General features: G+C 63.4%; 24 protein-coding genes, 1 tRNA gene and 1 CRISPR repeat array (1 of these 26 only partly in view). Of the genes, 8 read left to right on the top strand and 17 right to left on the bottom strand.

Annotated elements, in window-relative coordinates:
- Window positions 1–2,041: direct repeats of the CRISPR family, unit length 30 nt; unit sequence GCTTCAACCCCACGAGGGTTCGTCTGAAAC (it extends 2,799 nt beyond the left edge of the window).
- 98 nt (window positions 2,042–2,139) lie between these two features.
- The 11 genes from cas2 to ACQUQO_RS13795 all read right to left on the bottom strand — a co-directional run bounded on the left by cas2 (window position 2,140) and on the right by ACQUQO_RS13795 (window position 13,490).
- The gene (gene cas2, locus ACQUQO_RS13845) at window positions 2,140–2,400 is read right to left on the bottom strand and encodes a CRISPR-associated endonuclease Cas2 (RefSeq protein ID WP_435078613.1); all 261 of its coding nucleotides are present in this window, start codon (window positions 2,398–2,400) and stop codon (window positions 2,140–2,142) included.
- Between the two features lies 1 nt (window position 2,401).
- Window positions 2,402–3,394 (bottom strand): type I-B CRISPR-associated endonuclease Cas1b, encoded by a 993-nt coding sequence (gene cas1b / locus ACQUQO_RS13840; RefSeq protein WP_435078612.1) that lies wholly within the window; start codon window positions 3,392–3,394, stop codon window positions 2,402–2,404.
- Window position 3,395: 1 nt separating this feature from the next.
- Window positions 3,396–3,944 (bottom strand): CRISPR-associated protein Cas4, encoded by a 549-nt coding sequence (cas4, locus tag ACQUQO_RS13835; protein ID WP_435078611.1) that lies wholly within the window; start codon window positions 3,942–3,944, stop codon window positions 3,396–3,398.
- A complete protein-coding gene (locus tag ACQUQO_RS13830; protein WP_435078610.1) occupies window positions 3,941–6,805 on the bottom strand; it encodes a CRISPR-associated endonuclease Cas3'' in 2,865 nt (954 codons plus the stop codon). The genes cas4 and ACQUQO_RS13830 overlap by 4 nt, the downstream gene beginning before the upstream one ends.
- The gene (gene cas5b, locus ACQUQO_RS13825) at window positions 6,802–7,656 is read right to left on the bottom strand and encodes a type I-B CRISPR-associated protein Cas5b (protein WP_435078609.1); all 855 of its coding nucleotides are present in this window, start codon (window positions 7,654–7,656) and stop codon (window positions 6,802–6,804) included. The genes ACQUQO_RS13830 and cas5b overlap by 4 nt, the downstream gene beginning before the upstream one ends.
- 1 nt (window position 7,657) lies before the next feature.
- Entirely contained in the window at window positions 7,658–8,695 is a 1,038-nt protein-coding gene (gene cas7b / locus ACQUQO_RS13820; RefSeq protein ID WP_435078608.1) for a type I-B CRISPR-associated protein Cas7/Csh2, read from the bottom strand.
- The gene (locus tag ACQUQO_RS13815; protein WP_435078607.1) at window positions 8,688–10,805 is read right to left on the bottom strand and encodes a TM1802 family CRISPR-associated protein; all 2,118 of its coding nucleotides are present in this window, start codon (window positions 10,803–10,805) and stop codon (window positions 8,688–8,690) included. Before ACQUQO_RS13815 ends, cas7b begins: the two co-directional genes overlap by 8 nt.
- Window positions 10,795–11,577 (bottom strand): CRISPR-associated endoribonuclease Cas6, encoded by a 783-nt coding sequence (gene cas6 / locus ACQUQO_RS13810; protein ID WP_435078606.1) that lies wholly within the window; start codon window positions 11,575–11,577, stop codon window positions 10,795–10,797. Before cas6 ends, ACQUQO_RS13815 begins: the two co-directional genes overlap by 11 nt.
- A 159-nt stretch (window positions 11,578–11,736) precedes the next feature.
- Window positions 11,737–11,810: transfer RNA gene (locus ACQUQO_RS13805), tRNA-Thr, on the bottom strand.
- Between the two features lie 10 nt (window positions 11,811–11,820).
- Window positions 11,821–12,303: a GNAT family N-acetyltransferase gene (locus tag ACQUQO_RS13800; protein WP_435078605.1), complete on the bottom strand. Its 483-nt coding sequence runs from the start codon at window positions 12,301–12,303 to the stop codon at window positions 11,821–11,823.
- Window positions 12,300–13,490 (bottom strand): phosphoglycerate kinase, encoded by a 1,191-nt coding sequence (locus ACQUQO_RS13795; RefSeq protein ID WP_435078604.1) that lies wholly within the window; start codon window positions 13,488–13,490, stop codon window positions 12,300–12,302. The genes ACQUQO_RS13800 and ACQUQO_RS13795 overlap by 4 nt, the downstream gene beginning before the upstream one ends.
- Window positions 13,491–13,599: 109 nt before the next feature.
- Here ACQUQO_RS13795 and ACQUQO_RS13790 point away from each other — a divergent pair, with 109 nt between their 5' ends.
- Genes ACQUQO_RS13790 through ACQUQO_RS13775 form a run of 4 tightly spaced genes read left to right on the top strand, consistent with a single transcriptional unit; the run spans window position 13,600 to window position 17,728 of the window.
- A complete protein-coding gene (locus tag ACQUQO_RS13790; RefSeq protein ID WP_435078603.1) occupies window positions 13,600–14,703 on the top strand; it encodes a branched-chain amino acid ABC transporter permease in 1,104 nt (367 codons plus the stop codon).
- Window positions 14,704–14,749: 46 nt separating this feature from the next.
- On the top strand, window positions 14,750–16,078 hold the full coding sequence (locus ACQUQO_RS13785) for a branched-chain amino acid ABC transporter permease (RefSeq protein ID WP_435078602.1): 1,329 nt from the start codon (window positions 14,750–14,752) through the stop codon (window positions 16,076–16,078).
- A complete protein-coding gene (locus tag ACQUQO_RS13780) occupies window positions 16,071–16,964 on the top strand; it encodes an ABC transporter ATP-binding protein (protein WP_435078601.1) in 894 nt (297 codons plus the stop codon). Before ACQUQO_RS13785 ends, ACQUQO_RS13780 begins: the two co-directional genes overlap by 8 nt.
- Window positions 16,961–17,728, top strand: a complete 768-nt coding sequence (locus tag ACQUQO_RS13775) for an ABC transporter ATP-binding protein (protein ID WP_435078600.1) — start codon at window positions 16,961–16,963, stop codon at window positions 17,726–17,728. Before ACQUQO_RS13780 ends, ACQUQO_RS13775 begins: the two co-directional genes overlap by 4 nt.
- A gap of 9 nt (window positions 17,729–17,737) precedes the next feature.
- Here the strand turns inward: ACQUQO_RS13775 and ACQUQO_RS13770 are convergent, their stop codons facing one another.
- From ACQUQO_RS13770 to ACQUQO_RS13760, 3 genes are all read right to left on the bottom strand, one after another.
- The gene (locus tag ACQUQO_RS13770) at window positions 17,738–19,105 is read right to left on the bottom strand and encodes an ABC transporter substrate-binding protein (protein ID WP_435078599.1); all 1,368 of its coding nucleotides are present in this window, start codon (window positions 19,103–19,105) and stop codon (window positions 17,738–17,740) included.
- 69 nt (window positions 19,106–19,174) lie between these two features.
- Window positions 19,175–19,696 carry a CBS domain-containing protein gene (locus ACQUQO_RS13765; RefSeq protein ID WP_435078598.1) on the bottom strand — a complete coding sequence of 174 codons (522 nt, stop codon included), beginning with the start codon at window positions 19,694–19,696 and terminating at the stop codon, window positions 19,175–19,177.
- 79 nt (window positions 19,697–19,775) lie between these two features.
- Window positions 19,776–20,618: a DUF7351 domain-containing protein gene (locus ACQUQO_RS13760; RefSeq protein WP_435078597.1), complete on the bottom strand. Its 843-nt coding sequence runs from the start codon at window positions 20,616–20,618 to the stop codon at window positions 19,776–19,778.
- Window positions 20,619–20,781: 163 nt separating this feature from the next.
- Between ACQUQO_RS13760 and ACQUQO_RS13755 the strand changes: the two genes are divergently transcribed.
- A complete protein-coding gene (locus ACQUQO_RS13755; RefSeq protein ID WP_435078596.1) occupies window positions 20,782–21,156 on the top strand; it encodes a hypothetical protein in 375 nt (124 codons plus the stop codon).
- A 14-nt stretch (window positions 21,157–21,170) separates the two neighbouring features.
- Here ACQUQO_RS13755 and ACQUQO_RS13750 read toward each other — a convergent pair whose 3' ends face one another.
- Window positions 21,171–21,935 (bottom strand): GTP cyclohydrolase III, encoded by a 765-nt coding sequence (locus ACQUQO_RS13750; RefSeq protein ID WP_435078594.1) that lies wholly within the window; start codon window positions 21,933–21,935, stop codon window positions 21,171–21,173.
- Window positions 21,936–22,086: 151 nt separating this feature from the next.
- Window positions 22,087–23,181 carry an NAD-dependent epimerase/dehydratase family protein gene (locus ACQUQO_RS13745; RefSeq protein ID WP_435078593.1) on the bottom strand — a complete coding sequence of 365 codons (1,095 nt, stop codon included), beginning with the start codon at window positions 23,179–23,181 and terminating at the stop codon, window positions 22,087–22,089.
- Window positions 23,182–23,321: 140 nt separating this feature from the next.
- On the opposite strand from ACQUQO_RS13745, the gene ACQUQO_RS13740 reads away from it, so the two are divergent.
- From ACQUQO_RS13740 to ACQUQO_RS13730, 3 genes are read left to right on the top strand one after another with little or no spacing between them, the layout of a single operon-like run.
- Window positions 23,322–24,239 (top strand): decaprenyl-phosphate phosphoribosyltransferase, encoded by a 918-nt coding sequence (locus ACQUQO_RS13740; RefSeq protein WP_435078592.1) that lies wholly within the window; start codon window positions 23,322–23,324, stop codon window positions 24,237–24,239.
- Window positions 24,239–24,880, top strand: a complete 642-nt coding sequence (locus ACQUQO_RS13735) for a PHP domain-containing protein (RefSeq protein ID WP_435078591.1) — start codon at window positions 24,239–24,241, stop codon at window positions 24,878–24,880. The genes ACQUQO_RS13740 and ACQUQO_RS13735 overlap by 1 nt, the downstream gene beginning before the upstream one ends.
- Complete coding sequence (locus ACQUQO_RS13730; protein WP_435078590.1) at window positions 24,877–25,875, top strand: lysylphosphatidylglycerol synthase transmembrane domain-containing protein; 999 nt, start codon at window positions 24,877–24,879, stop codon at window positions 25,873–25,875. The genes ACQUQO_RS13735 and ACQUQO_RS13730 overlap by 4 nt, the downstream gene beginning before the upstream one ends.
- Window positions 25,876–25,982: 107 nt before the next feature.
- Here the strand turns inward: ACQUQO_RS13730 and ACQUQO_RS13725 are convergent.
- Window positions 25,983–26,292: hypothetical protein (locus ACQUQO_RS13725; protein WP_435078589.1), on the bottom strand; the 310-nt coding region annotated here is incomplete at its 5' end.

The following is a 26,292-nucleotide window of genomic DNA, read 5'->3' as shown; positions in this document are numbered from 1 at the left end:
GAAACCGGCGTGTCGATGTCCTCGTCTTGGACGATCTCCTCGCTTCAACCCCACGAGGGTTCGTCTGAAACGTCCATCAACCCCATCGAGTGGCGACCGTCTGAGGGGCTTCAACCCCACGAGGGTTCGTCTGAAACAACGTGAACGACATCGGCCTGTCGCTGCATCGAACGAGCTTCAACCCCACGAGGGTTCGTCTGAAACGTGGCTGTCGGTCGCGGCGAAAAACGCCTGCGTGGCGCTTCAACCCCACGAGGGTTCGTCTGAAACCAGTAGTCGTCGCACATACAGCCGTTCCCTCGCCAGCTTCAACCCCACGAGGGTTCGTCTGAAACAAGCTACTCAGGCGACTTTACTTGTAAGGGCAACAAGCTTCAACCCCACGAGGGTTCGTCTGAAACGATAAAGGTGACAGCCAAAGAAGTGCGCTATGCCGGTGCTTCAACCCCACGAGGGTTCGTCTGAAACTCTCCGATGCTGATGTCGACATCCCATCCGTCATGGCTTCAACCCCACGAGGGTTCGTCTGAAACAATTGAGATTTCTTGATTCGACGGAATGTGACGGATGCTTCAACCCCACGAGGGTTCGTCTGAAACGCCGTCGAGAACTCCAGCGCCGCCTTCGACCGGCGCTTCAACCCCACGAGGGTTCGTCTGAAACGGCAGGTCGATGGTCATGCCGCCCACTTTGTCCACGCTTCAACCCCACGAGGGTTCGTCTGAAACCGGGAACGTCGATTCCGAGCGCCTCCTCCAGTTGCGCTTCAACCCCACGAGGGTTCGTCTGAAACGACCGCCTGCCGCTCCGTGGCATCAATCGGAGCGGGCTTCAACCCCACGAGGGTTCGTCTGAAACCATGGAACTTATTGGTCGGTGCTATCGCTAAAGGCGCGCTTCAACCCCACGAGGGTTCGTCTGAAACTCGCCATCGCGTTCATCGCACTCGCGGCGGTTCTCGCTTCAACCCCACGAGGGTTCGTCTGAAACGCCCATTTCGCCCGCAGCGTTGCCGGTGGCGGTGAGGCTTCAACCCCACGAGGGTTCGTCTGAAACGCTGTGGCGCGGTCGCGAAAGGCGAGCCGCCGCTCGTCGCTTCAACCCCACGAGGGTTCGTCTGAAACGCGCCGACTATCGCACGCTCCAGCAGGTCGGCGGCGCTTCAACCCCACGAGGGTTCGTCTGAAACTCGTTATCTCAACGTCCTCGACGCCGCCGAGACCGGGCTTCAACCCCACGAGGGTTCGTCTGAAACGGTCAGGCCGAACTGCTCATATTCAAGCCAGACAACGCTTCAACCCCACGAGGGTTCGTCTGAAACGACTTCTTTCGTGCGGAGTCCACCCTGTGCCATCAAGCTTCAACCCCACGAGGGTTCGTCTGAAACTCGGTCTCGTTATCGAGCGAGACAGTCATCGCCCCGCTTCAACCCCACGAGGGTTCGTCTGAAACCGTCTGGTAGGCGTCGTCGGGGATGGGGTTCGAGTCGCTTCAACCCCACGAGGGTTCGTCTGAAACCACATCTTCGATTGGACCCTCGGCTGTCGACGGCTTCAACCCCACGAGGGTTCGTCTGAAACGAGATCGACGAGCGGGTGGCTGACATCAAGAGCGCCGCTTCAACCCCACGAGGGTTCGTCTGAAACTCGGTCTATGGATGGATCGAGCGCGAAGATACCCACGCTTCAACCCCACGAGGGTTCGTCTGAAACCTCGCGGATGCTCTCGATAGAGAGCGTCGCGCGGCCGCTTCAACCCCACGAGGGTTCGTCTGAAACGCTCGCGGATGCTCTCGATAGAGAGCGTCGCGCGGCCGCTTCAACCCCACGAGGGTTCGTCTGAAACCCGGTACGCGCTACCCCGACGGCCGCCCGCGTTGATGCTTCAACCCCACGAGGGTTCGTCTGAAACTCGGAATACTGGGAGAGACTGCCGGGCGAGGTTGACGCTTCAACCCCACGAGGGTTCGTCTGAAACGACTCAGGCCCCACCCCCGGCAGAAATCCTCGTAGCTTCAACCCCACGAGGGTTCGTCTGAAACCATGCCCGATTGAGAGGGCACACGCGCCGTATTGGCTGTCGGTGGTATAGTTCTTCCGTCGACCGTCGATACGCCAAGTGCCCCGTGGGGTCGACGACTCAGAGAAAGCGGCTGTCTTCGGTCGGGTCCTCGCCGTACACAGTTCTATTCAACAGCGTATCCGAGGAGAGTTCGTAGACGATGACCGACTCGCCGGCGACGAGAACGTCTTCGATTTCCCCACGAAGCTGTTGAAGGTCTCCCTTCGAGATCTCGCCTTCGAGGACGGAGTTCTGGACGTGGGTAAGGTATCGTCGGCAGAGTTTGAGCATCAGTTGCGTTCGGTGGGCCTCCATATCGTAGACGAGGACGACGTACACGCTACCACCACCGTTCGAACGGCTCGTAGGATTCGCCCGTCAGGAGGTGCTTTTTGAGCTTGTAGGCCTCCAGGCGGAGCAGATACTGATAGCTCACCTTCCGGTCAAGGGCGGGGTGTTGAACCGTGCGTTCGAGTGCTTCCTCGAACGCCTTCGCGTAGGTCTTTCGACCACGGTCGGTGAGAAGGCAGGCCCCCAACTCGGTCTCGAAGTCGTCGGTCGTGAGCTGCCGGCGATTCACGAGCCGAAACGTCACTCGGTCAGTGAGCAACGGCTTGAACAGGTCCGCCAGATCGAGCGACAATGAATAGCGTCGCTCGCCCGGTTCGTGGAGGAAGCTCACCGCCGGGTCGAGCGCCGTCGCGCGGATCGCCGACACGCAGTTCGCATAGACCAGCGAGTTCCCAAAGGAAAGCAGGCTGTTCACCTCGTTTGGCGGCGGGTTGTATTCGCGTCCCCCCATCGTAAACTCGTCGTCGAGGATTCGGTCGAACGCTCCATAGTAGGCCTTTCTGGCTGTCGCCTCGACACCCATCAGCTCCGAGACCCCATCCGCTTTCGCAACGCGCTCGCGGGTCGCGTCGAGTCGGTCGAGCGTCGCCCCGAACTCGCCTCGGCGGCCGTCGTAGTAGGCCACGTTCGCGCGCATGTTGTGGATGCTCCCCCGCACGAACGCGGCGGCGATGTCGTGTCGGTGGGCAGCGTCCTCGTAGGCGCGGACCTGCGCGACGAGCGTCTGGCCGGAGGTCTGGCCGCGCTCGGGCATGACCGACCCCGAGTAGTAGTCGTACCAGCCGAAGACGTGGGCCGCGACGCCATTCTCGTTGAGAAACCCCATCAGTCGCGTGTTGAAATCCACCTGCCCATGGAGGTAGATGGCTTCGGCGTTCTCGATTGGAATATGCTTTTTCTCGTCGTCCTCTGTGACGAGTCTGAGCGTGTCCTCGCGCCGTTCCAGCCGCCCGTTCGAGAACACGTGATAGTTTCTATCCATCTCAACACCAACAGAAATCGTGGTAGGCACACGACCCACAGAACGGTTTTTCCTTCGCGGGCGGCGGCGTCCCGCTCGTGACGACCGCGTGAATCCCGCGAATCGCTTCCTCGACACGTTCGGCGAGATCGTCGGTGAGTTCGACCGACTCGCGCTTTCGCTCACGGGGATGGGCGAGCACACCATCGCGCTGGATGTCGGCCACCCGGTCGAGATACCAGAGATAGTAGGCCAGTTGCATCCGCGCGGGTTCGACGAGTTTCGAGGAGGGTTTCACTTCGACGACCCGTCCGTCCTCCAGCAGGTCGATGGCGATCATTCCGAGATGTTTGCTCTCGCGGCCGCCGTAGGCGGTGTCGTCGACGCGCGTCCCGCGGACGACGGCGGCGTTCTCGCGGTCGATTTCGAGCTGGCGGCTGACGAACCAGAGCTCGCGCTCGCAGGCGTGATAGTACTGCATCATCACGCCCGTGACTCTGAACGACGCCTCGGTGGTGTCGTCGCGGGCCGTGGCGAGCAGGCGGTCGACGGGATCAGTTGTCGTGCTCATAAGATCAGCGTATCCACGATGCTCTCGGGAATGTCGATACCCGTTCTCGTATCGAAGTAGGACTCGAACCCAGCATCAGCTTCCCACACTCGCTCCGTCGCAGTCCGCTTCTCGCCATCCCATGAGAGTGGGTCGAGCCGAACCAGTTTTGCTGCTGTATCGGAGTCGGGACGGTACGCCGGAACGGAAACGCGGATAGCCGCAAGCTGCTTTTTCAACCGACTTGTTCCATCGAAGTTGTATGATTTCTCGGCTCTGCGATACATATCGACCATCATGTGATCTGCCTGTGACCGACAGACATACACTTCGAAAGTGAATCGTGTATCGATGAGTGATTCCCGACGAAGCGCGGCTCCGTCCGCCCTTTCGAAGTGCCGACGCAGAGCGTTGTCCGCGGAAACTGTACCGACCGCATCGCCCACGATATCGTGATACGTATCGACGGCGGATTCGACGACTTCCTCCGAAACTGTCTCGTCGGTCGGCACGTCGGTGAGCGCTTCGCGGGTCTTCGCCAACAGGTCGAGGTCCGTATCACCCTCTCTGCGGGCGTACACCGCCTCGCCGGGAATCGTGGTACTATCTTCGGGTGGACCGAGCCGCCAGACAGTTACGCCACCAGTATCGGGTGCCCGCTCGAACGAGCGGTTGCATCGCCCGGCTGCCTGGACGATGCTGTCGAGCGGCGCGAAATCTCGAAACACCCGGTCGAAGCTCACGTCCACCCCGGCCTCGACGAGTTGGGTGGAGACGACGAGCAACGGAATCTCGGCGGCGGTCAGTTCCGAAGCCACAGCGAGCAAGAATCGGCGGTCACACGGACGTAACCGCGTGGAAAGGTATAGTACGGCAGGAGCGTTCGAATCGGCCCGAAAGACGATAGAACGGACGAACGCATCTTGAACCTGTTCTGTATCGTCCGTGCTCGAAGGGACGCCGAATCGTTCGTCATCGATGATTTCCCTCTTGAATCGGGCCGCGATATCGACTGGCCCATTGGCGGTCACGGCGGCCTCGGAGTCGGTATCCATTCCCAACGCCTCGGTCACGCTGTCGAACAGTTCGCTGGTGCTATCGACCGTGTTACAGACGGCGAGCGTCGCATCGGCCGTCCCGGTTGCGGCCACCGCCAGCGTCGCGGCCGCGTCATCGTAGTCGAGCAGTCCGTCCTCAGTACCGGTTGCCAACGCGGTCGGGTGGAATCCGTATTCGACGCGATCCGGAAGTGCATTGTCCCCCTCCGGTTCGAGCGCGCCGAGCGTCTCGCCATCGAGCAGCGAGAAGGTATCGTCCTCGCCGACGATGCGCGGCTGTGTCGCGGTCATTAACACGACGGTCGCGTCGTACTCGGCCACGAGCGCTTCGATGAGTCGTTCGACGAGCGGCCACCACGTGAGTGGGAGTGCCTGTGGTTCGTCGATGATGACGACACTCTCGTACAGCGCCGGCAGTTTCATGCTCTGACTGTTTCGAGGGCCGGCGAGACTTTCGAACAACTGAACGAACGTGGTGAGCGTGACGCCGGCCCGCCAGCTCTCGGCGAGCATCACAGCCCTATCGGCGTCTGCATCCGTTCCCTCGGACTCTTTTTCCTCGTCGTCCGAAAGTATCAGGGATTCCGAGAGGTGGTGGTGGACCGTCAGTTGACGTCCCATCGCTGGGTCCGCGTCCGATTCGTCGCTCAGCACCTCCCGAAGCACGTCCGCCGTCTGGTCGATGACCGAGGTGAACGGGAGCGCGTAGATGATGCGGTCGCCATCGGTCGCCTCGCGGATGCGCGCCGCGGCGAGCAGGCCGGTCAGCGTCTTGCCGTAGCCGGTCGGCAGCGTGAGCGTCGCCACCTGCGATTTCGCATCGAGAAACGCGGCAATCGGGTCGTCGTTCGTCGATTGCCCGCGAATGTGGTCCTGTATCGAACCTCGAAGGCGGTTCAGCCGTGCTTCGAGTGTCGCCGCGGGGGCGTCATCTCCAAGGTCCGCGATGTGCTCGTCTAACTGTGCTGTGGTAAGTGGGTCGGCGTGAAGTCGGTCGTCATCGGAGCGAACGCCAGCGGCGTGGGTTTTGTCGGCAAACGTGAGTGCTCCGTACAGCCTGAGTTCGTCGAGATACGCTCGGCCGTCGTCGAACAGGGTACCATCAACCCGTGGCCGACGCTTTCCGCGGAAGAAATCCTCGCGGAGCCACTCGTAGAGCGTTGCCTCCACGAACCCATCCGCCTTATCCGCCTTGATAGCATCGTTACTTGCCGTCAGTCGGGTACAGAAGTCGGTCCACGACCCGTTTTCGATGCTGAGACGCTCGACGACCGCATCGGCGAACGCCGGACGCTTCTCGTCGATATGTGCGGCCTGCCGCGCGGCCGCGCCGTTGTACGCACTGCTGGCCGCACCTCGTGCCTCGGCCTGCCGCCATGTTGATTGCTGTGCGATTGCGTTCCCGGCGAATCTATCGTAATCCGGCAACGAACCGTGGTGTTTCGCCACGGCGACGAGACCGGCAAAGCGCACCCGCAATCCGTAGCCACGCTGTCTGAGCGCATAGTAGGCGAGCAATCCACCGAGCCGCGCGTGATGGCTCGGGCCGCTGTCGTCGGTTCCGTTGTCGATATGGGTCTGGAACCACTTGGTCGCCTTTCCGAAATCGTGTACCAGCCCGACGATTTCGGCGGCGTCGCGCAACGACTCGCCGTCTGCGGTCTCGGCGTGAGCGGGAGTTGCTTCTCGTGCCCGCCGCGCAACCGCCAGCAGATGGCGTTCAAGCGGCATCGCCTCGCGGATGATTTCGCCGCCTTCGTGGTCGGTTTCCGCCGGATGTGACAGCAATTCGGACCAGTTCGGGTCGTCGGCGTCGAGGGTCACGAGAACACTACCGTCCTGCCATCGACTTCGTAGGCATCGACACCGCCCGCTCGAAGCGGCTCGCCGTCTCGACTGTACGCCCACCGGAGGAACTTGGTCGTCTTCCGTCCGGCGAACTCGCCAGCGCGGATCGTTCGCTCCATATCGCCCGGCGACCGTTCGGTTCCGTGTGGTCGGCCGGGAGCTGGCACGATGCCCTCGGGATTCGGTAGTGCGGAATCGACGGCAACCGGCCCGTCGATTTCCCCACTCGGCGTGAGCGCGAATTCGCCGTGAAACGTCACCGAGGCGAGAAATTCCGAGAGTCCGAGCGACGGGACGTACTCGGAGCGCCCGTCGGCGAGTCGGTCGTGGAGTCGGTCGTAGGCCGCGTCGTCGGCGAGCCAAATGTCGAATCGGTACGCCGGGTTCACGAGAACCTCGTAGTTTATCCGTTGGCGGTCGGTCGCCGGATTCGGATAACGGATGCTTACCTTCCCGCGGCTGTTGACTGCCTTCATTCCCTCGTTCGAGGTGGTCAGACTGTTTTCGGGCAGGTTCATCGTCCGTATTGCCGACTCCTGTTCGCCGACACCCCCAGCAGCCTGACCACCGACCGGCTGGATAGCGATTCCCGAACGGCCGCGGCCGAACACGTCGTAGTAGCCGTCCCGCTCGTAACCCGCAATGGCGGCAAGCAGTCCGGCGACGGTCGTCCGGGGCGGGAGTCGATAGGTTGCCTTTATCGTGTTTCCGTCAACTCGACGGAAATGGCCCCACGGTCCGGCGACGGTGAGCGACAGGCAGCGCTCCGGTGACTTCTCGTGCGGTGAAGCACCACCGTCCGTGCGGAGTGTGCGTTCGGTCCTCATCTCACGGACGAGTTTCCTCGTGTTCGTCGTACACGTCGATCTCGTGGATTCGGTCCTCGCCGAACCAGCCAGTCAACGCCGTGGCGAGGTCGGCCGGCTCACCATCGACCTCGACGTCGAGCGCGCTGTCGGCCACGAGATGAATCCGCTCGATGTGGTCGTCGTGGTCTTTGAGACGGTCGAGCAGGCCGGTCGCATCCAGCGTCACGTCCCGCACGGTGCGATACGAGCGCGCGTCATCGTCGTTGCCCACCGTGTCGAGGTCGTGTGTCAACCCACCGATGTGGAAGCGCTCGTCGGCGTACTCGACGCGGAGGTAGAGCCGCGGTTCCTGTCCGACCTTGCTCCGCGTGATGGTCTGGTTCTTTATCGAGCGCCAACAGAGCGTATCGAGACGCTCCACATCGTCTTCGGAGAGGTTCGTGTCCTCGGCTCCATGCTCGTCAACGAGTCCGTGAAAGCCGATGAGCGCGTATTTCAGTCGGTGGTCGTCGAGGTCGAACCCACCCTGCTCTTTCCCTTCTTGGGTTCCGATGACGCTCGTGAGGCTGTTGTACTCCTCGTTTTCGACGACGGGATGGAGGCTCTTGCCGGGCGAGAACTGCACCGGGCCGGTGAGATGGTCTGGGAGTTGGTCCTCGACGGCCGCGATGATTCCCTCGTCGTCGGTGTCGATGCTCAGCGTCGCACCGAAATAGCGGGCATCGACGGCATTGTCGAGAAAGCCGTCGAAGGCGTCCTCGCCGACCTCCTCCGGGTCGGTGATACCCAGCGAGTCCTTCAACATCTCCTCACGGGTCTTGGCGTACTCCGAGTTACGGGTGCTCGTGATATAGACGCCGTGACCGTCGTCTTCCAGCTGGTCGCGGAGATACCGTTTCAGGCGGACATCGGTGACGACCGCTTGGTCGGTCACGGGGTCCTTTCGTGGACGGTTCGCCCCGCTGAGGGGGTTGCCGTTTGGATTTGCATCCACGGCGTCGTACAGGAAGACGATCTCCGAACGGTTCTCGACGATTGCTGAATCTCTTTCACTCATTGTCGTACCCGGAAGTGCTGCGGTCGTTCAGTCCGTAGGCGATTCCCAGCGCGTAGTGGTATCGGAGGTCATCGGTAGTAAGGTCCCAGCCGGTTGGCTCTTCCCGCTCCATATCGTCCACGATTTCACGGACGAGTTCCGCAAACAGCGTGCCGCTGACCTTAATTCCGTCCCTTTTGCGGGCCTCCTCAGTACGGACAAAGTTGGATGTCAGTAGCTCCCTCGCGGTTCGTTTGATGTTGTGTTTCGTGATATTTTCGACGGGATACGTTGTCACGGCTGTCGAACCTCTCTCGTCTTGCCGTTGCTGTCTTGTGATTCGTCCGTTGAGTGCACCGAGTAGGAACACCGCACGACGTTCATACGATTCCTCCCCTCGGAGCGCGTCATGCCTGTCGATGAATTCCTTCAACTGTTCGGTACGGTTCATTTCCGTCTCATCAGTCGTAGTGCTTTCTGTCATGGCTGTGTCTGCGGTGAAGTCGGTGTCGCCGCGCGCGTCGAGCAACCCCGTGTTTGCGAGTGCGGTGAGCTGTGCGTGCTGTTCGGCGATGATTGTGCCAGGAAACGGGTACTCGCCGTCCGGATCGAATCGGTCGGCGATGCGGTCGACGTACGCCGCCAGCAGCGAATGTACCTCAATACCTTCTCCGCCGACCACTTTTTTCGTCGCGCGAAACCGGAAGTCGTCGCTGCTCGGTTCGTCGTCGGTATCGGGCGGTGAACAGGTCTCGGCGAAGTAGCCGACGCCAGTCACGGTGTCCAGCCATTCCAGCGATGAGCGACCCGTGTTGAGCAGGTCGAAATTTTCACGGATTGGCAATGGCCCGTCTTCACCGAAGATGGAGCTATTTACAGCGTCGTGGTGTTTGCGAGCGAGTTCGTCACCGTAGTGAACGGTTCCGTTCGGTTCGAACGCGAGGAGTCGCCAGCGGTCCTTCTGGTACTTGTTGACGACCATGAAAACGAACCGGAGGTCGCCGACATCACTGTCCGGCAATTCCGAACGAATGTAGTCATATAGTGCCGCAACCGCGTTCCGGTCGTTGAGTTCGTTAGCCTGCTCAGCGAGTGTGGCATACAACTCGCGGGCGTCCTCGGCATCGAGTTCGCCCTCGAAGTACGGGAAGTAGAACGCCGAAACACCAGGGCCGGACTCTGCACAGGCGTCGAGAAACGTCGTCGCGTTCTGGGCGGCGATGGCGGCCTCGCGGCCGAGTCCCTGCGTCCGCCACGATTGGTCTGGGTCGAATCGCGGGAACCGTTCCATCTGTTTCGAGAGATACCACTTCAGCGGGTCGTCCACGACGCCGTACACCTCCTCGTCGGTGTCTTCAACGTAACAGACGCCATCGCCGCTTGCGTCCTCCGCTTCGTTCTTCGCCCGAAATTTCGTTGTCTTCCGACGAACCATCGCTTCCTGCAACACCTCGATTTCGCCCGGCAGATGCCACGTCGCAGCCGGGTCGAACTGCTCGGTCGTCGCTACCGCGTCGGCGTCGAGTTTGAACGCGACGGTGTGAAGGAACTGACCCTCCTCGGTCTGCTCCTTGACGGCGGACGCGATTCGTTCCATCGAGTCCTCGTTTTCCCCGAACGCATCGAGCGCGTCGAGCAGCTCGCCATCGTCGTGAACGCCCGCCTCGGCCAGTACGGCATCCTCGTTCGGCCAGCGAGTGAATCGCTCGATGGCGTGGTCGGCGTGCTTTTCGGGAGTGTTCGTCTGTCCAGAGAGGTGGGTGATGCTGTGGTCAACGCCGCGGGCGGCCTCGAATTTCGCGTGTGCGACGTGCTCGATGTCCGGAACGAGTCCTCCACGGGTTGGGCTTGATACTTCGGACGCATAGGTGACGACTCGAACGGGGTCCTCAGGAAGCGACGCTGCCCCGCCGGTCAGGTCTACACGGACGACCACGAGGCGTTCCTCGCCGACCAGTTCGCTCGCGGCATCCGGCGAGAGGAACGGCCCGTACTCGCCGGTGAATCCACGGCCCAGTGTGTAGAGTTTGCCATATAGCGATTCCACGTCTCGGACCGAGGTGACCGGCCGGTCGGGAAGCGCCGCCTCGATTTCCGAGTCGGGCAGTTCGCGGAGCGCCTCACTGTTCATCGTCGTCCTCCATGATGTTCAGAAACCCGAATCCCAGCGAGTTGCGCTCGCCGATGCCACAGTCCAGCGCGAGATTCAGATGTCGGCGGTGGTCGTCGTCGCGCACGGTGTAGCCGAGTTTCCACTTGCTCACGATGTAGGTCATCCGCTCGCCCTCGGTCACATCCACCGGCAGCGCGTAGGTCTTCAGCAGGTCATACTCGTCGAACAACCCGCCCTCGCAGTCGCTCGGACCGGAGAGGTAGTCGGGCGCGAACAGCCCGTGCTTGCGGTCGAGGTTCGCCCGGACCTGCTTGCGAAACGGCTCCATCGTGTGTTCGGGCCGCCAGAACGTCGCCGAGTCGCCGTGACCGTCGTCGATGCCGTAGCGTTCGCGCTGCCACGGCGGAATCCGCACGAGTACCCCTGTACCTGATTCGAGCACTCCTCGCGTGCCGGGTTCGCCGACGTCCGGCGCGAGTCCATGCACCTGCTCGATTTCGAACGGCATCTCGCCCACGTTGAGTTCCCGGTCACGCTTCAGGTCGCGGGCGACGTGGGCGAGCAGCTCCTCGTCGGGCGAGGCGACGAGCAGCCAGCGCTCGTCGCCTTCCTCCATGTCTCGCGGCGGGAAGACGAGGCTGAAGCAAAACCCCGGCGGCTCGTCGGTGTCGTGGCGCGCGTCGTAGTCGGTCCCGTCGAGCGCGCCCCAGAGCCGCCCGCGGAGCTTCGCATGGTGGGCGTTATCGTAGGCCGCGTCCGCGCGGGCGGACAGTTTCGTCAGCACGCGCATTGCATCGTTCCTCTATCGAGTATGTAATTCCATGGCACAACAGTTGTGTGTTGTTGATCACCTAATAAATCTCTGGGTACCGGAGTGAAAGTAAATCCGGTCCCAACGGAGGTTCGTCTGGAACGGCAACTCGGTCGCGTTTGCAGAAACTCGTCTCCAAGCCAGGGGTGGGATTTGAACCCACGAATTCTCGATTACAAATCGAGTGCTTGCACCGCCCAAGCTCCCCTGGCGCACTCTCGCTTACCTGCGCTCGGGTTTGTCGGTGTCGCTTTCGAGTCGCTTTTCGAGGTCGATGCGGTGTGGCTCGTAGCCCGCCCGCGCGTAAAAGCGCCGCGCCGCCCGGTTCTCGTAGAGCGCCGACAGCGAGACGACGTCGAAGCCCGATTCGGCGAGTTTCGCCTCGGCGGTCGCGAGCAGTTCCGCGCCGATGCCGGCGTTTCGGTAGTCGGGACGGACGACGATGTTGCGGACGACACCGCGCGAGACGTCCTGTTCGAAGCGTTCGGCGTCGGGACCGAACATGACGAACCCCACTATCTCACCCTCTTCGCGGGCGACCAGCAAGCCGTCGGCGATGATGTCCCGGACGACCGCCTCGCGGATGGTCGCCCGGTTTGCCTCGGCGCGGAGATGCGAGCCGAACGCGTGCTGTTCGCGCGCCAGCTTCACCCAGAGGTCCGCGACCGCACCAGCGGCTTCGGTGTCGGGCGCTTCGATGCTCACTCGCCGAGTGCCTCGACGGCCGGCAGTGAATCACCCGCGAGCAGCGCGAGCGACGCGCCGCCGCCGGTGCTCACGTGGTCGAACCCATCGATGCCCAACCGTCGAATCGCCGCCGCCGTGTCGCCGCCGCCGACGATGCTATGCTCGGCCTCGCTGGCCGTCGAGTACAGCTCGCGCGTCCCGTGGGCGAAGGTCTCCTCCTCGAAGACGCCCGCCGGTCCGTTCAGGATGACCGTGCCGGCGGCGTCGATGACCTCCGAATAGGCGGCGATGGTCTCGCTACCGACGTCCTTGGCCGGTGTTTCGGTCTCCTGTGGGAGGTCGCTCACCGGTATCTCGTGGCGCTCGCCGCCGCGCTCGATGGCGACGTCCGCCGGAACCCTGAGTTCGTCGTACGCATCGAGCAGTTCGCCCGCGCGGTCGATTTCGTCCCAGTAGCCCTGGTCGTAGACGAACTCCGCGCTCGCCGTGCCGAGTTCCGCGCCGCTTGCGAGCAGACAGACGTTGCCGACCAGCCCCGCTGTCAGCACCGTGTCCGCGAGGTCACGTTCGAGGACGCTGCGCGCGACGCCGATGGAGTCGCCGACTTTCGCGCCGCCGAGCAGGTAGACGCGGGGGCGTGGGGTCTCCTCGATGTTCGCGAGCACGTCGAGTTCGCGCTCCATCACCCGGCCGGCGTAGCCCGGCAGGCGCTGCGGAAAGCCGACGAGCGAGGGCTGTGAGCGGTGGGCGGCAGCGAAGGCGTCGTTGACGTAGGCGTCGAGCACGGGCGAAAGCCCCTCGACGAGGTGGGTGTCGGCCGCGCGCTCGGGGGCGAACTCCATGTACTCCTCGGCATAGAAGCGGGTGTTTTCGAGCAGGACGGCCTCGCCCGCATCGAGTTCCGCGACGCGCTCTCTGGCGGCCGCCGAGAAGGTGGCATCGCAGTAGTCGACGGGAGCGGCGAGCAGCTCGTCGAGGCGGTCGGCGTGAGCCGCGAGCGTCGAGAAATCGTCGTCGCCGGGCCGGCCCTGATGGGCGAGTATCGCGACGCGTGCGCCACGTTCGAGCAGTTCCGAGAGGGTCTCGACGTGGGCGCGCAGGCGGGCGTCGTCGGCCAATCCTCTCTCGGCGAGCGGGCTGTTGATGTCGATGCGCACCCCGACGGCGACGCCCTCCACATCGAGGTCGTCGAGGGTTCGTATCATTGCCCGCACTCCTCCGGCCGCCGGCAAATCCCTTTCCCTCCGGCGCTCGACGGACGAAGGGAGCAACACTTATTATGGTCTCCCCCACCGTTTCATGTGGAATCGTATCATGGGTATTGCTGAAACCTACTCTCGCGGCCGGAGCGTCGTCGCCGAACAACCCCTCACGCTGCTGGTCGCGGTCGTCTGTGTGCTGTTGGCGCTCGATCTGGTCGGCAAACTGGTAGGGGGGTCGCTGTCGGTGCTCAGTCTCGCCATCTTCCTGAAGGACGGTCTCATCCTCGGGCTGGTCATCGGGCTTGCGGGGGTTGGTCTCTCGATGACCTACGCCATCCTCGGCTTCGCCAACTTCGCCCACGGCGATTACATCTCCAGTGGGGCCTTCGCCGGCTGGGCGACCACCTACGTCGTCGCGGGCTTCGGCACGCTTTCAGTGGGTGACCTCCTCCTGCTCGGCGTCAGTGGCGACGCGAACGCGGGCACGGTCGGCGTAAGCGTCGTCTCGACGCCGCTGGCAGTTCTCGTCGGTCTCGTCGTCGCGGCGGTCTTTACTGTGCTCCTCACGCTCGCCATCGACCGAATCGTCTACAGGCCGATGCGCGACCAAGACGGAATCTCGCTGCTCATCGCCAGCATCGGCGTCGCGCTCGCGCTGCGGTACCTGCTCGCGTTCGTCTTCGGCACCAGCCGACCGGGTGTCACCGGCGGGTCGCTCCCGGCTGTCACCGTTCCGGGCATCGGTATCCAGATCAACGCCCACGAGGCAACGCTCGCGGTCTGTGCGATTGGACTGCTGGTCGGCGTCCACGTCGTGCTCCAGTACACGAAACTCGGCACGGCGATGCGCGCGATGGCCGACAACCGCGACCTCGCGCGCGTTACCGGCATTCCGACCGAGCGCGTTGTCCGCGCCACGTGGGTCATCGGCGGCGGTCTCACCGGCGCGGCGGGCTATCTCATCACCCTTGAGACCGGGACCATCGCCTTCGATTTCGGCTGGGTCCTCCTCCTCCTCATTTTCGCCGCGGTCATCCTCGGTGGCATCGGCTCGGTCTACGGCGCGATGTTCGGCGGCCTGCTCATTGGACTCGCTAGTACGGTATCGCTGGTCTGGATACCCTCCGATTTCACCACCGTCGCGGCCTTTCTCGTGATGATTCTCATGCTATTAGTAAAACCGTCGGGGCTGTTCGGCGGGGTGACGACCGCATGAACCGTCAGCACGCTCCCGAGCGGACGGCTATCGAGGTGGTTGGTCGATGAGCAGCGCCACCGAGCGGGTCGCGGCCAAGTTGCCCGACAACGATGCCGTGCTGATTCTCGGCGTGCTGTTCGGGCTGTACGTCGGTTTCACGGTGTTGGGGATGGCGCTCGGCCTCGACGTCGCGGGGCTTGCGAGCACCCTCCAGCGCATCACCTTCTTCGCCGCGGTCTACGCGCTGCTCGCGCTCGCCTTGAATCTCCAGTGGGGATATGCCGGACTGTTGAACATCGGCGTCGCGGGGTTCATGGCCGTCGGCGTCTACACGATGGCGATGCTCACCGCGCCCGCGAGTCCCGCCGCCGGCGGCGTGCCCGGTCTCGGACTGCCGCTGTGGGTCGGCGTCGTCGGCGGGATGGTCGCGTCGGCGCTGGTCGGCGCGCTCGCGGCGCTGCCCGCACTCAGACTCAAGGCCGATTACCTCGCCATCGTCACGCTCGGTCTCTCGGAAATCATCCGGCTCACGTACAACTCCACCACCTTTCAGACGTTCTCGATTGCGGGTCTGGAGATGGGAACCGGCGCATCTCAAGGCATTCAGACGCCGACCAACCCCGTGATGGCGCTGTACTACACCACCCCGTCGAGTCCCGCATCGGGAACAACGGCCCTCGGCGAGAGCGTCTTCGGCCTCTTCGGGACTCTCGGACTCGGCGAACCGGTCGTCGTCGACTGGACCTACACCCTCGTGCTCGTGGTCTTCGTCGGCCTGTTCTACCTCCTGCTCACGCGCGTGGGCAACTCGCCCTTTGGCAGGGTGTTGAAGGCCATCCGCGAGGACGAACTCGTGGCGAACTCGCTGGGCAAAAACACCAACCGCTTCAAGATCAAGACGTTCATGCTCGGCTGTGCGCTGATGGGCTTGGGCGGGATTCTCTGGCAGGGCAGTCAGGCGCTTGTCAGCCCTGCCCTGTTCTTGCCAATCGTCACTTTTTACATCTTCATCGCGCTCATCATCGGCGGCTCGGGGTCGAATACCGGCAGCGTCATCGGCGGCGCGCTGTTTGCGGGCTTGCTCTTCGAGGGACCGACGTTCGTCCGGCGGCTCGTCCAACAAACGGTGGACCTCGGCGGTGCGCCGAACACGTTCACCGACGCCGTCGGGGCGCTCGGCGCGCTCGATTTCGGCCCGCTGCTCGCCTACACGCTCGCGGACATCGCCAGCCTCCGGTTCGTGCTCGTGGGAGTCGTGTTGGTCTATCTCGTGCAGAATCGACCGGAGGGACTGCTCGGCCACCGCACGGAGACCGCTGCGGCCGTCTCGCTCGCGCGCGACCGGACCGAGGCGAGCCGGGCCGATGGGTCCGGGGAGGGCGGGGATGAGTGAGAGCACGGACACGCCCGACACGCGGGCGGCCATCGAGGGTGAGAGTCCCGAGACCATCCCGGAGGTCGACCCCGAAGAGGACTCGGACGTCGAACGCGCCGCCCGCGAGACCCCACCCGGGCGGCCGCTCCGGGTGGACGACCTCCGCATGGCCTTCGGCGGCCTGACGGCGGTCGACGGGGCGACCTTCGCCATCGAGGAAGGGTCGCTCACGGGACTCATCGGGCCGAACGGCGCGGGAAAATCGACCACGTTCAACTGTATCACTGGTGTTCATCGCCCGACTGGCGGCTCGGTGAAGCTCCACAACGAGGAGATAACCGGGCTGCGCCCACACGAGATAGCGAACCGTGGGCTGGTTCGCACCTTCCAGATCGCCCGCGAACTGAAGGAAATGACGGTGCTCGAAAACATGCTGCTCGCGCCGAAAGCCCAAAAGGGCGAGTCGCTCTGGCGGTCGGTGCTGCCGGGTGCGCGCCGTTCGGTCGAGGTCCAAGAGCGCGAACTACGCGAGCGGGCGTGGGAGACGCTCGAATTCTTCGAAATCGACCATCTCGCCGAGGAGCAGGCGGGCAACCTCTCGGGCGGCCAGCGCAAACTCCTCGAAATGGCTCGCGCCCTCCTGACCGACCCCGAGGTCGTCTTGCTCGACGAACCGCTCGCGGGGGTCAACCCGACGCTCGAACGCAAACTCCTGAAACGGATTCACGAACTCCGCGAACAGGGGTATACCTTCCTGCTGGTCGAACACGACATCGACGTCATCATGGACAACTGCGAGCGCGTCATCGTCATGCATCAGGGCCGGGTTCTCGCCGACGACACGCCGGCGGCGATTCGGGAGAACGAACAGGTCATCGACGCCTACCTCGGAGCGAACGTATGAGCGACGAGCGTACGGCCGAGGGCAACGCCAGCGCTCACGCTGACAGCGAAACGACTACCGAAGGCCTGCTCTCGGTCACGGGCCTCGATGCGGGCTACGGCGACCTCCAAATCCTCTCGGCTGTCGACCTCGTGGTCGAATCCGGTGAGTACGTCACCATCGTCGGGCCGAACGGGGCCGGGAAATCCACAGTCATGAAGGCGGTCTTCGGACTGGCGACCTATATGGATGGGACGATTGCCTTCGACGGCGAGGACATCAGTGAACTCGCCCCCGAGGCGGTCATCCGTCGCGGGGTGAGCTACGTCCCCCAAAACGAGAACGTCTTCGCCGGACTCTCGGTACGTGAAAACCTGGAGATGGGTGCGTACATCCTCGATTCGGTGCCCGAAGAGCGACTCGACGACGTGTTCGAGCGTTTTCCCATCCTGGAGAAGCGCCAGTCCCAGCGTGCGGGCACCCTCTCCGGTGGGCAGCGCCAGATGCTGGCGATGGGCCGGGCGCTGATGCTCGACCCCGAACTGCTGCTGCTCGACGAACCGTCGGCGGGACTCGCGCCGGACCTCGTCGACGAGATGTTCGACCGCATCGACACCATCAACGACGCCGGTACAGCCGTCCTGATGGTCGAGCAGAACGCGATGGAGGCGCTTTCGCGCTGTGACCGTGGCTACGTCCTCGTCCAAGGCCAGAACCGCTATACTGACACCGGTGCGGCGCTGCTCGATGACGAGGAAGTGCGACGGGAGTTCCTCGGCGGCTGAGACTCCCGTTCAGCCGCTCGTCGTGCCCGCGCTGCTGTTGTTGCCACCGCCACCGCTACCGCCGGCAGTGAACTCGACGGTGTCCTGCTGTTCGATGTCGCCGCTTTCGGTGTAGGTGAATATCTCGTAGCCGACCGACTCCATGTCGCCGTTCTCGTCGAAGTTGACGCTGCTCGATGCGCCCTGGTAGTTGATGTCGTCGCCGTTGGCAGCCATCCGGATGCCTTCGGCGAGGTTCTTCGGCGTGACTTGCCTCCCGCCGGGGTTTGCGACCTTGTCCATGTTCTCCTTGACGGCCGAGCCGGTGTTCTCGCCGCCGGCGGCGTTGGCGAGTATCTGTACGGCGGTCGCGTCGTAGGCCTGTGAGGTGAACACGCCGGGTTCGTTGCCGAATTCCTCTTTGAACGACTGCGTGAAGAACTGCTGGGCCGGGCCGGCGGCGATTGGTGCGGTGCCGATGACGTTCGTCATCGACTGGCCGACGTCGCCCGGCAGCTCGGGTGCGCGCAGCCCGTCGGTTACCATGATGGTGGTGTCGCGGCTGTAGTTCGAGTAGAAATCCCGGAACAGCTGGTTGCCGCTCTCGGGATAGCCGATGATCAACAGGCCATCGGGACTCGACGCCATCGCCTCCTGGAGCTTCGAGGTATACGAGGACTGTGCCTTCTCGAAGGAGACCTGTGCGGGGACGTTTCCACCGAAGGCTTGAACGAAACTGTCGGCGAGCGCCTGCCCATAGGAGTTGTTGACGTACAGCACCGACACTGACGAGGCGTTGACGCGCTGGCTGGCGACCTGTGCGAGCACTTCGCCCTGGAGCGCGTCGCTCGGCGGCGTCCGATAGACGTACCCGTTGTCCTGGAGCGTGGTGATCGCCGGCGAGGTGCTCGCCGGCGAGGTCAACACGACCTGGTTGGGAATGGTGACGTTTTTGGCCACCTGAATCGTCGTTTCCGAGGACGCTGCACCGGTGATGGCGGGAAAGCCCGCATCGACGAGCGCTTGGGCGGCGCTGATACCCGCTTGCGGGTCGGTCTGGGTATCCTCAGTCTGTGTCTCGATGGTGAAGCCCATGTCGGCGTTCTGTAACTGCCGTGCAGGCAACAGCGCGGCCTGCTGAATCGGTTTGCCGACCGAGGCGAGGTCGCCGGTCGTCGGCTGGAGCACGCCGACCTTGATGGCGCGACCACCACCGCCACCGCTGCCGCTGTTCCCGCCTCCGCCACCGCCACCGCCGCTGTCGGTGCCACCGCCTCCGCCGCCGCTGCCGTTGTTCCCGCCTCCGCCACCACCGCCGCCGATACAACCGGCGAAGCCGGCGATACCGACTGCCCCGACACCGACGAGGAACTCCCGTCGCTTGCGATTACGTGCCATGTCAACAGTAGTGTTCGTTGATACCGATATAAGTCTTCCCTCTAGTTGGCACCTTCTTCGGTCGGTTTTTCAGGTACTGCGGCAGTTCGCACAGACCGACTGTCCGTTCACGTTCACGAGGTCGCTCGCGAGCGTCCCACAGGTCTCACAGATGCCCTGTGTATCGTAGGTCGCCGAATCGGCCGTCGCCGTCGGAATCCCGTTGGCGTCGGGTGCTATCGTCGAGGCGGCGACGACGTCGTACGCCGAGACCACTCCCACGGGGCCGTCCTCGACGGCGAGCAGCCAGCCGGCGTCCTCGCGGGCCATCGCCCCGGCAGCCGCCGCGAGCGAGGCGTCAGACGCGATGCGGACGACTCCGTCGCTCATCACGTCGCCGACCGTCGCCGTGTCCGGGTCGGTGTCGCCGACGAGCACCGAGAGGACATCGCGTTCGTTCAGCGCCCCGACGGGGTCCCGTCCCCGGAGGACGACCGCACAGTCGGTCCCCTCCGCAAGGAGCAGTTCGACCGTTTCGAGCAAATCGTCGCCCTCGCTCACGCCGAGGAACTCCCGCGTCATCACCTCACGAACAGTGACAGCACTACTCATACCAATCCGTTCCGCTCGCATGTGCTAAAAACTACCTCCAGTAGGGTTAAGACCGCAGCCTTCCTACGTCATCGGTCGCCTATTTGCGAACGACCTCGACGACCGAAAGCGACTGGTCGAGCGTCACAGTAACCGTCCCGTCGCCGCGCTCGATGGTGACGCGAACCTGGTCGGAGTCCGGGACGGTCACGTCGACGCCGTCGAAGAACTCGGGTGCCCAGAGCGGGCGTTTTCGAACGTCGATTCCGTGGTCGTGGTAGAACGACGCGACGATGGGGTGGTGTACCACGCTCATGATGATGGGGACCGTGAAGTGGACGCCGCACCGCGAACAGCGTGTCTCGACCTTCGGCATCTCGGTGCGGACCTCGGCGTCGAACGACCACGCCAACTGCGCATAGCAAAACGGGCAGACGCCTTCGAGTGCCAGTTGCAGGTCGTGTCTGGTTTTGAGCGTCAACAGTTCGATGAGGTCCGCCAGCGTGCGGTCGTCGATTACACCCGGCGGGAGGGCGTGCTGGAACGTGTGTTCGTTTGGACAGGTAACGCGAAGGACGCTCTCCTCGTACGTCGCGGTGAACACTTCGCCGCAGGCGGGACAGGTGTCGTCGAGTTCGGTCGGTCCGAGTTGACTACTCTCCCCGTAGACGCCAGTGATGAGGGCAGCCACGACCATGATGCCAGCCGGCGCGATGCGGTAGCCGTCGGCGGTCTTTCTCACGAACCGCCCGTCGAGTCGTTCGAGATGGTAGTTGAAGTTCCCCGAATCGCTGACGCCGACCTGCCGGCGGAGGTCGGCGAATCCGACCGTGGGGTCTTCGGGTGTCTCCCGGAGCCGGTCGGCGAGCGCCCGAACGATTCCGAGACGGGTCTCGTCGCTCAGGACGTCGAACCCACGCCGGGGCGGGTCCGCATCGGCCATACCGAGCAGTACGCAACGGGATGTTACAAGCGTTCCGACGGCGGAGCACGGTTCCGAGACCGTATGCGACGCCCGTTCGCGTCGAACCACGAGTTGTCAACTCTCTTACTGTACTGTGATGCTGGATTGATATATTAGCCTTCGGTTCGTACCGCCGGACGCAATGACGGAGACAGCAACTCAGTCCAGCCGTACGCCGCCGTCCCGCGGGCCGTTGAATGCGGGTGGAGCACTGGTCGCCGTGTCGAGTATCGCCACGAGCGTGCTCGCCTCCGGGGCACTCCCCGGTCGGATGCGCGTCCACTGGTCGTTCGGAGGACCCTACTACGGTCCCGAGTTCGCTCCGACGCTGGTCGTGCTGGCCGCGTTCTCGCTGCTCATCGCCGGGTTCTACGTCGGGGGTCGCTGGCTCGGGACCCGCCTCGAACGGACCGGGGAGTTGGGCGCGGTCCGCCCGCTCTACGACGGCTGTGTACTGTTCGTGCTCGTGGGAACGCTGTGCATGCAGGTCGTGGTCGTCTGGGCCAACCTCGGGTGATCCGCGGTCCGGTGCTACCGGTCCCCGAAAACGACATCACGACCGTCGTACCGGCAGGTTTCGAGCGCGTGTTTGGCGTCCATGCCCGCCGACTGAGCGTCCGCGGCCCGCCCGACGCCCACCTTGAGGTCGACGCCGACGGTCTCGCGCACGTGGCCGATGGCGTCGTGGTAGGCATCCTCGTCGAGCGCCGGACACGGCGAGATGATGTTGTCGCCGCCGACGAAAAACGACAGCGAGTCGTGCGTTTCGCGCAGATAGCGCATCAACTCGGCGTAGCTCTGTTCGATGTTGATGAACGTGTCGAACTCGTTCAACCTATCGGTGTATTTGCCGGTGGCGTCGTTCACGTCGAAGTGGGCGATTTGGACGTCCCCCTCGGTGCGGTCGGGTTCGGGGATCGGCTTGCCGCGCAGAATCTCCCGGCGGTCGCTGGCCTGAGCGCTGCCGGCGGCTTGGAGCTGCTCGCTCGCGGTCTCGATTGCGGCGGTGGGTGCTGGGGCCGTGCCGATGGAGAGGCTCACCGTCACCGGGTAGCGATTGCCGATTGACTCTTGGATGAGTGCGTGGGTGTCCTCGTCGATACCGTTCGTGACGGCGACCATGTTGTCGAACCGCGAGAAGAAGACGTAGCCGTCGCGGTTGCCGAAGAGTTGGGAAAGGTCGGCGTACAGCCGCGATTGGAGGGTCTGGAGGTCGACCTCGCGCCGTGGCTCCGGCGTGACCGTCCACGGCCCGTAGTTGTCGATCTGCACGAGGGTGATCTGCGTGTTCGTCACGGTTGCGGAAGGTTGGCGGCGGCGCGGTATCCGCGCTTTGGTTGGCGACGGTTGTACTGTCGGTCAGAGACATGTCGTCATCGATTCAATCGTTTCGGTCGTACCAATCGATGTGGGGCGACGACCGTTGCTATCCTTCTGACCGACAGTATCAGATGCGTTTGAAGACGCCCTTGACGAGCGTGAGCGCGCCTTGGTCCCACGCGACGCGGTGGTCCAATCCCGTGCCCTCGCTTTCGGGGTCGTCGTAGTTTTCGAGATACCACTCGTAGGTCTCGACCAGCGCCTCCTTGTTCGAGTAGCTGGGTTCCCAGCCGAGCGATTGCAGCTTCTCGACGGACACGTAGGAGTCCTCGTGGGCGGTCTCGTAGACCCACGGATACAGCGGCGAGAGGTTCAGTTTTTCGAGCACCCGGAGTGCGGTGACGGTCAGCGGTGTGGGCGTTCCCACCGTTCGCTTGCCGGTTCCTGCATAATCGATGGGGGCCTGAAAGTCCTCCTTCATCGTGCCGAACTCCTCGGCCCCGACGTTGAACGTGGTGTTCACGTCGTCTTCGTCCTTTGCGAACATGAACTCCATCGCGCGCACGAGGTCGTAGACGTGCATCAGCTGGTACTGGTTGTTGCCCCAGCCGACCATCGGGACGTTCGCGCCCGACTCGATCCAATCGAACAGGACCTGAAAGACGCCGAGGCGTTTCGGGCCGATGAACGTCTTCGGTCGCAGGATGGGCACACACATCCCCATCCGGCGGAAGTCTCGACAGATCTTCTCGGCTTCGATCTTCGCCTCGCCGTAGGCTCCCACACCGTCGAGCGGCGATTCCTCGGTGATGGGATGGGAGTCGTGGGTGCCATACACCGCGGTCGAGGAAACGTAGACCACGCGCTCGACGTCAGAATCGTTGGCTGCCCAGAGTACGTTGCGCGTGCCGTCGATGGTCGTCTCGCGGATGCGCTGGTCGTCCCATAGCGGGAGCGCGGCGGCGGTGTGGACGATTGCGTCCGCGTCCGATTGTTCGATGGCGTCACTAACGGACTCCTCGTCGCGCACGTCGCCTTCGACGAACTCGACGCCCTCGATCTCGTCCTCGGGTTTGAACGGCTTGAGGTCGAGCGCCGTCACGTCCCAGCCGCGCTCTTTGAAGTACTCACAGGTGTGCAGACCGAGGAAGCCGGTGCCGCCAGTCACGAGCAGCGAGCCGGGGTCGGCGAGTCGTTCGTCGTCGCGTGTGTCTGCTTGCATTGGCTCGCGGTAGTGGGGGGCGTTTCAACTATCTACCGATACAATGTGACCGCTCGTGTGTGATTATCACGCCTGAAACCATCCGAAACGGTGCGTATCAATCGGTCAGGTTTATGCTTCGCGGCCCGCCATGACGAGCAATGGGTGAGGCGCAGACACAGCAGGCCGGGTTCGTGCGGACGGCCGCCGGTCTCGCCTACGAAATCCGTCCGTGGCAGTGGTACAAACAGGGCGTGATACTCATCGCCATCGTCTTCTCGAAGCGGCTGTTCGACCCGATGGCGTGGGGGCGGGTCTCCCTCGCCGTCGCCGCCTTCTGTGCGGTCGCGGGCGCGACCTACATCTTCAACGATATCAGCGACGTCGAGGAGGACCGCAACCATCCCGAAAAGCGCAACCGTCCCATCGCCAGCGGGCAGGTGAGCGTCCAGACGGCGGGTGCGTTCGCAGTCGCCCTGCTCGTCTCGGGCTTCGCGCTCTCGTACACCCTCGGCCCGCTGTTCATTGCGGTCATCGCCACCTATCTCGTCCAGAACGCGGCGTACTCGCTGTACCTCAAGGACGTCGTGCTGGTCGACGTGCTGCTCATCGCCATCGGGTTCGTCCTGCGAGCGGTCGCGGGTGTCGTCGCCATCGGCGTCGCGCTCAGCCCGTGGCTCGTCGTCTGTACGTTCCTCGCGGCGCTCCTGCTCGCGCTCGGCAAGCGCCGCCACGAGTTCGCCGCGAGCGAGGTGCCCGGCGAGACCCGCGCGACCCTCGCCGAGTACACGCCCGAGACGCTGGACCAGTTGCTCGGTATCGTCATCTCGACGCTGTTGATGTCCTACTCCATCTACACGTTCACGGGCGCGAAGCTGGCGATGATGCTCACGCTGCCCTTTGCCTTCTTCGGCGTCTTCCGCTATCACCACCTCGTCTACACCACGAAGGGTGGCGCATCGCCCGGCGCGCTGTTGGTGGACCGACAGCTCCTCGTCAACTTCCTCTTTTGGGGTCTCATCGCGGTACTCGTCCTCTACGGTCGCCCGCGCGCGTGGGTGGTCGGGGTGTTCGGCTGATGCGGTACGACCTCCAAGTACACACCGACGCCTCGCCGTGTTCGGCCACTCCCCCGAAAAAAGTCGCTGGGGCGGCAGCGGACGCGGGACTCGACGGCATCGTCGTCACCGACCACGACACGCTCGCGAACGTCGCCCGCGTCCGCGAGCACGCGCCCGACAGGTTGGACGTCGTCTCGGGCGTCGAGGTGACGACCACGCAGGGTCACCTGCTCGGTATCGACGTCGAGGAAGTGCCGCCGCAGGCCGACCCGCTGACCGTCATCGATGCGATACACGACCAAGGGGGGATTGCGGTGCTCTCCCATCCCTTCGACACGATGCGGCAGTTCTACGAGCGGGACCTTCCCGCCATCGCGGCGGCGGTCGACGGCGTCGAAGCGGTGAATTCCCGGTGTGTGCGCCCGCTGTTCAACCGGCAGGCGCGCGCGTTCGCCACCCATCACGGGCTGGCCATCACGGGCGGCAGCGATGCACACTTCCCGATGGAGGTCGGCCGCGCCGCGACCGAGTTCGATGGGACGCTTCGGGAGGCGCTTCGTGAGGGGACGACGACGCCGTGCGGGCGTGGGCGCTATCTCTCCGGTCACGTCGCCACGAAGCTCCAACAGGGTCGGCGGGCACTCGGGGGGCTGCGATGAGCGAGTCCCACGAGGGCTTGGGCGAGGACGAGCCGACGGGACGCCTCCGGCGATTGGTGAGCGAGCACGGCGTCTGGGTAACGGCGATGCTCACAGTCGTGGTGTTCGCGGCGCTGTTCGTCGTCGCCGACGCTCAGCGGGTGATAGCGGCCTTTTCGCGCTTCGAGCTGTGGGCCTTCGGCGCGGTCATCGCTCTCACGACTGTCGGCTACGGCTTTCGCTTCGCCAAGTGGGAGTTCTATCTGCGCGAACTCGACATCCACGTGCCGCTGAAGACCAGTTTGACGGTCTTTTTCAGCGGGCTGATGATGGTCGTCACGCCCGGCAAAGCGGGGGAGGTCTGGAAGGCGTGGCTGCTGCGCGACGAGGCGGGCGTGCCCGCGAGCCGAACGACCTCCGTGGTAGGCGCGGAACGAATCACCGACCTGCTCTCGCTGTCGTTGCTCGCCGCGCTCGGCGTGGTGGCCTACGGGCGCTCGCCCGTGGTATTGGTGGCCGTCGCCGTCGTCTTCGCGCTCGGCATCGGGTTGCTCCAGTGGCGGGCGGGCTGTCTGCGCCTACTCTCGTGGGCCGAGTCGCTGCCTGTCGTGGGGGAACACGCTCAAGCACTCGAAACGCTGTACGAGAGCACGTACGCGCTCTTCCGGCTCCGCCCGCTCTCGGTGGCCACGGTGCTCGGTCTCATCGCGTGGGGTCTCGAAGGTGTCGCGCTCTGGCTCACCCTGCGCGGGTTCGGCATCGAGACCTCTCTGCTGGTGGGCGCGTTCGTCTTCGCGCTCGGGTCGGTCGTCGGCGCGGTGAGCATGCTGCCCGGCGGGCTGGGTGCCGCGGAGGCGAGCATGGCCGGATTGCTGCTCACCTTCGGCATTGCCGAACCAATCGCGGTCGGCGCGACGATGGTCATCCGCGTCGGCACGCTCTGGTACGCCGCTGTCCTCGGATTCGTCGTGTTCAGCGCGCACAAACTCTTCACCGGGTCGAGCGCCGAAGCCTGAATTGTCAATAGAGGTCCTGCAAAACGATTTTTACAGAGTGTAAAGTTTGACAATTCCACCTAAAAAGATAGTAAAATTGACACAAATAAGCTGCCATATGAGAGTTCTCACTCTTTGAAGTCCGCTTGTAGATCTTCGTTCCTGAGTTTCATTATTTCATCAATCAAAGATTCACAATCGTCGAAAAGAGGCTCTTTCAAATTGTCCATTCTTTTCGAGGCGTCTTCACCCATCTCCCTTAGATTCTCATCAGCAAGTATTCCACAGTCTTGAGATATGGCTCCGGCACAGTCAGATATTCCTTTCTCTCCGTCCTCCTGTCCCCCGATCAAATTAAATATCAGTACCTCACAAAGCGGGTTAGATGAACGGGCTGCTTGGTCAGTTGATGCGACCGAACCAAGCAGCCAATGAACT

Source organism: Halococcus sp. AFM35 (genome assembly GCF_051195015.1).
Lineage (GTDB): Archaea > Halobacteriota > Halobacteria > Halobacteriales > Halococcaceae > Halococcus.
Note: the sequence above shows the minus strand (reverse complement) of the source record. Positions and strands in the feature narration are given on the sequence as shown.

What these genes read in the sequence shown, in the direction of transcription:
- cas1b (WP_435078612.1), bottom strand. Translation starts at nt 3,394, where the DNA reads ATGGATAGAAACTATCACGTGTTCTCGAACGGGCGGCTGGAACGGCGC.
- cas4 (WP_435078611.1), bottom strand. Translation starts at nt 3,944, where the DNA reads ATGAGCACGACAACTGATCCCGTCGACCGCCTGCTCGCCACGGCCCGC.
- cas5b (WP_435078609.1), bottom strand. Translation starts at nt 7,656, where the DNA reads ATGAGGACCGAACGCACACTCCGCACGGACGGTGGTGCTTCACCGCAC.
- cas7b (WP_435078608.1), bottom strand. Translation starts at nt 8,695, where the DNA reads ATGAGTGAAAGAGATTCAGCAATCGTCGAGAACCGTTCGGAGATCGTC.
- ACQUQO_RS13815 (WP_435078607.1), bottom strand. Translation starts at nt 10,805, where the DNA reads ATGAACAGTGAGGCGCTCCGCGAACTGCCCGACTCGGAAATCGAGGCG.
- cas6 (WP_435078606.1), bottom strand. Translation starts at nt 11,577, where the DNA reads ATGCGCGTGCTGACGAAACTGTCCGCCCGCGCGGACGCGGCCTACGAT.
- ACQUQO_RS13795 (WP_435078604.1), bottom strand. Translation starts at nt 13,490, where the DNA reads ATGATACGAACCCTCGACGACCTCGATGTGGAGGGCGTCGCCGTCGGG.
- ACQUQO_RS13790 (WP_435078603.1), top strand. Translation starts at nt 13,600, where the DNA reads ATGGGTATTGCTGAAACCTACTCTCGCGGCCGGAGCGTCGTCGCCGAA.
- ACQUQO_RS13785 (WP_435078602.1), top strand. Translation starts at nt 14,750, where the DNA reads ATGAGCAGCGCCACCGAGCGGGTCGCGGCCAAGTTGCCCGACAACGAT.
- ACQUQO_RS13780 (WP_435078601.1), top strand. Translation starts at nt 16,071, where the DNA reads ATGAGTGAGAGCACGGACACGCCCGACACGCGGGCGGCCATCGAGGGT.
- ACQUQO_RS13775 (WP_435078600.1), top strand. Translation starts at nt 16,961, where the DNA reads ATGAGCGACGAGCGTACGGCCGAGGGCAACGCCAGCGCTCACGCTGAC.
- ACQUQO_RS13770 (WP_435078599.1), bottom strand. Translation starts at nt 19,105, where the DNA reads ATGGCACGTAATCGCAAGCGACGGGAGTTCCTCGTCGGTGTCGGGGCA.
- ACQUQO_RS13765 (WP_435078598.1), bottom strand. Translation starts at nt 19,696, where the DNA reads ATGAGTAGTGCTGTCACTGTTCGTGAGGTGATGACGCGGGAGTTCCTC.
- ACQUQO_RS13760 (WP_435078597.1), bottom strand. Translation starts at nt 20,618, where the DNA reads ATGGCCGATGCGGACCCGCCCCGGCGTGGGTTCGACGTCCTGAGCGAC.
- ACQUQO_RS13755 (WP_435078596.1), top strand. Translation starts at nt 20,782, where the DNA reads ATGACGGAGACAGCAACTCAGTCCAGCCGTACGCCGCCGTCCCGCGGG.
- ACQUQO_RS13745 (WP_435078593.1), bottom strand. Translation starts at nt 23,181, where the DNA reads ATGCAAGCAGACACACGCGACGACGAACGACTCGCCGACCCCGGCTCG.
- ACQUQO_RS13740 (WP_435078592.1), top strand. Translation starts at nt 23,322, where the DNA reads ATGGGTGAGGCGCAGACACAGCAGGCCGGGTTCGTGCGGACGGCCGCC.
- ACQUQO_RS13735 (WP_435078591.1), top strand. Translation starts at nt 24,239, where the DNA reads ATGCGGTACGACCTCCAAGTACACACCGACGCCTCGCCGTGTTCGGCC.
- ACQUQO_RS13730 (WP_435078590.1), top strand. Translation starts at nt 24,877, where the DNA reads ATGAGCGAGTCCCACGAGGGCTTGGGCGAGGACGAGCCGACGGGACGC.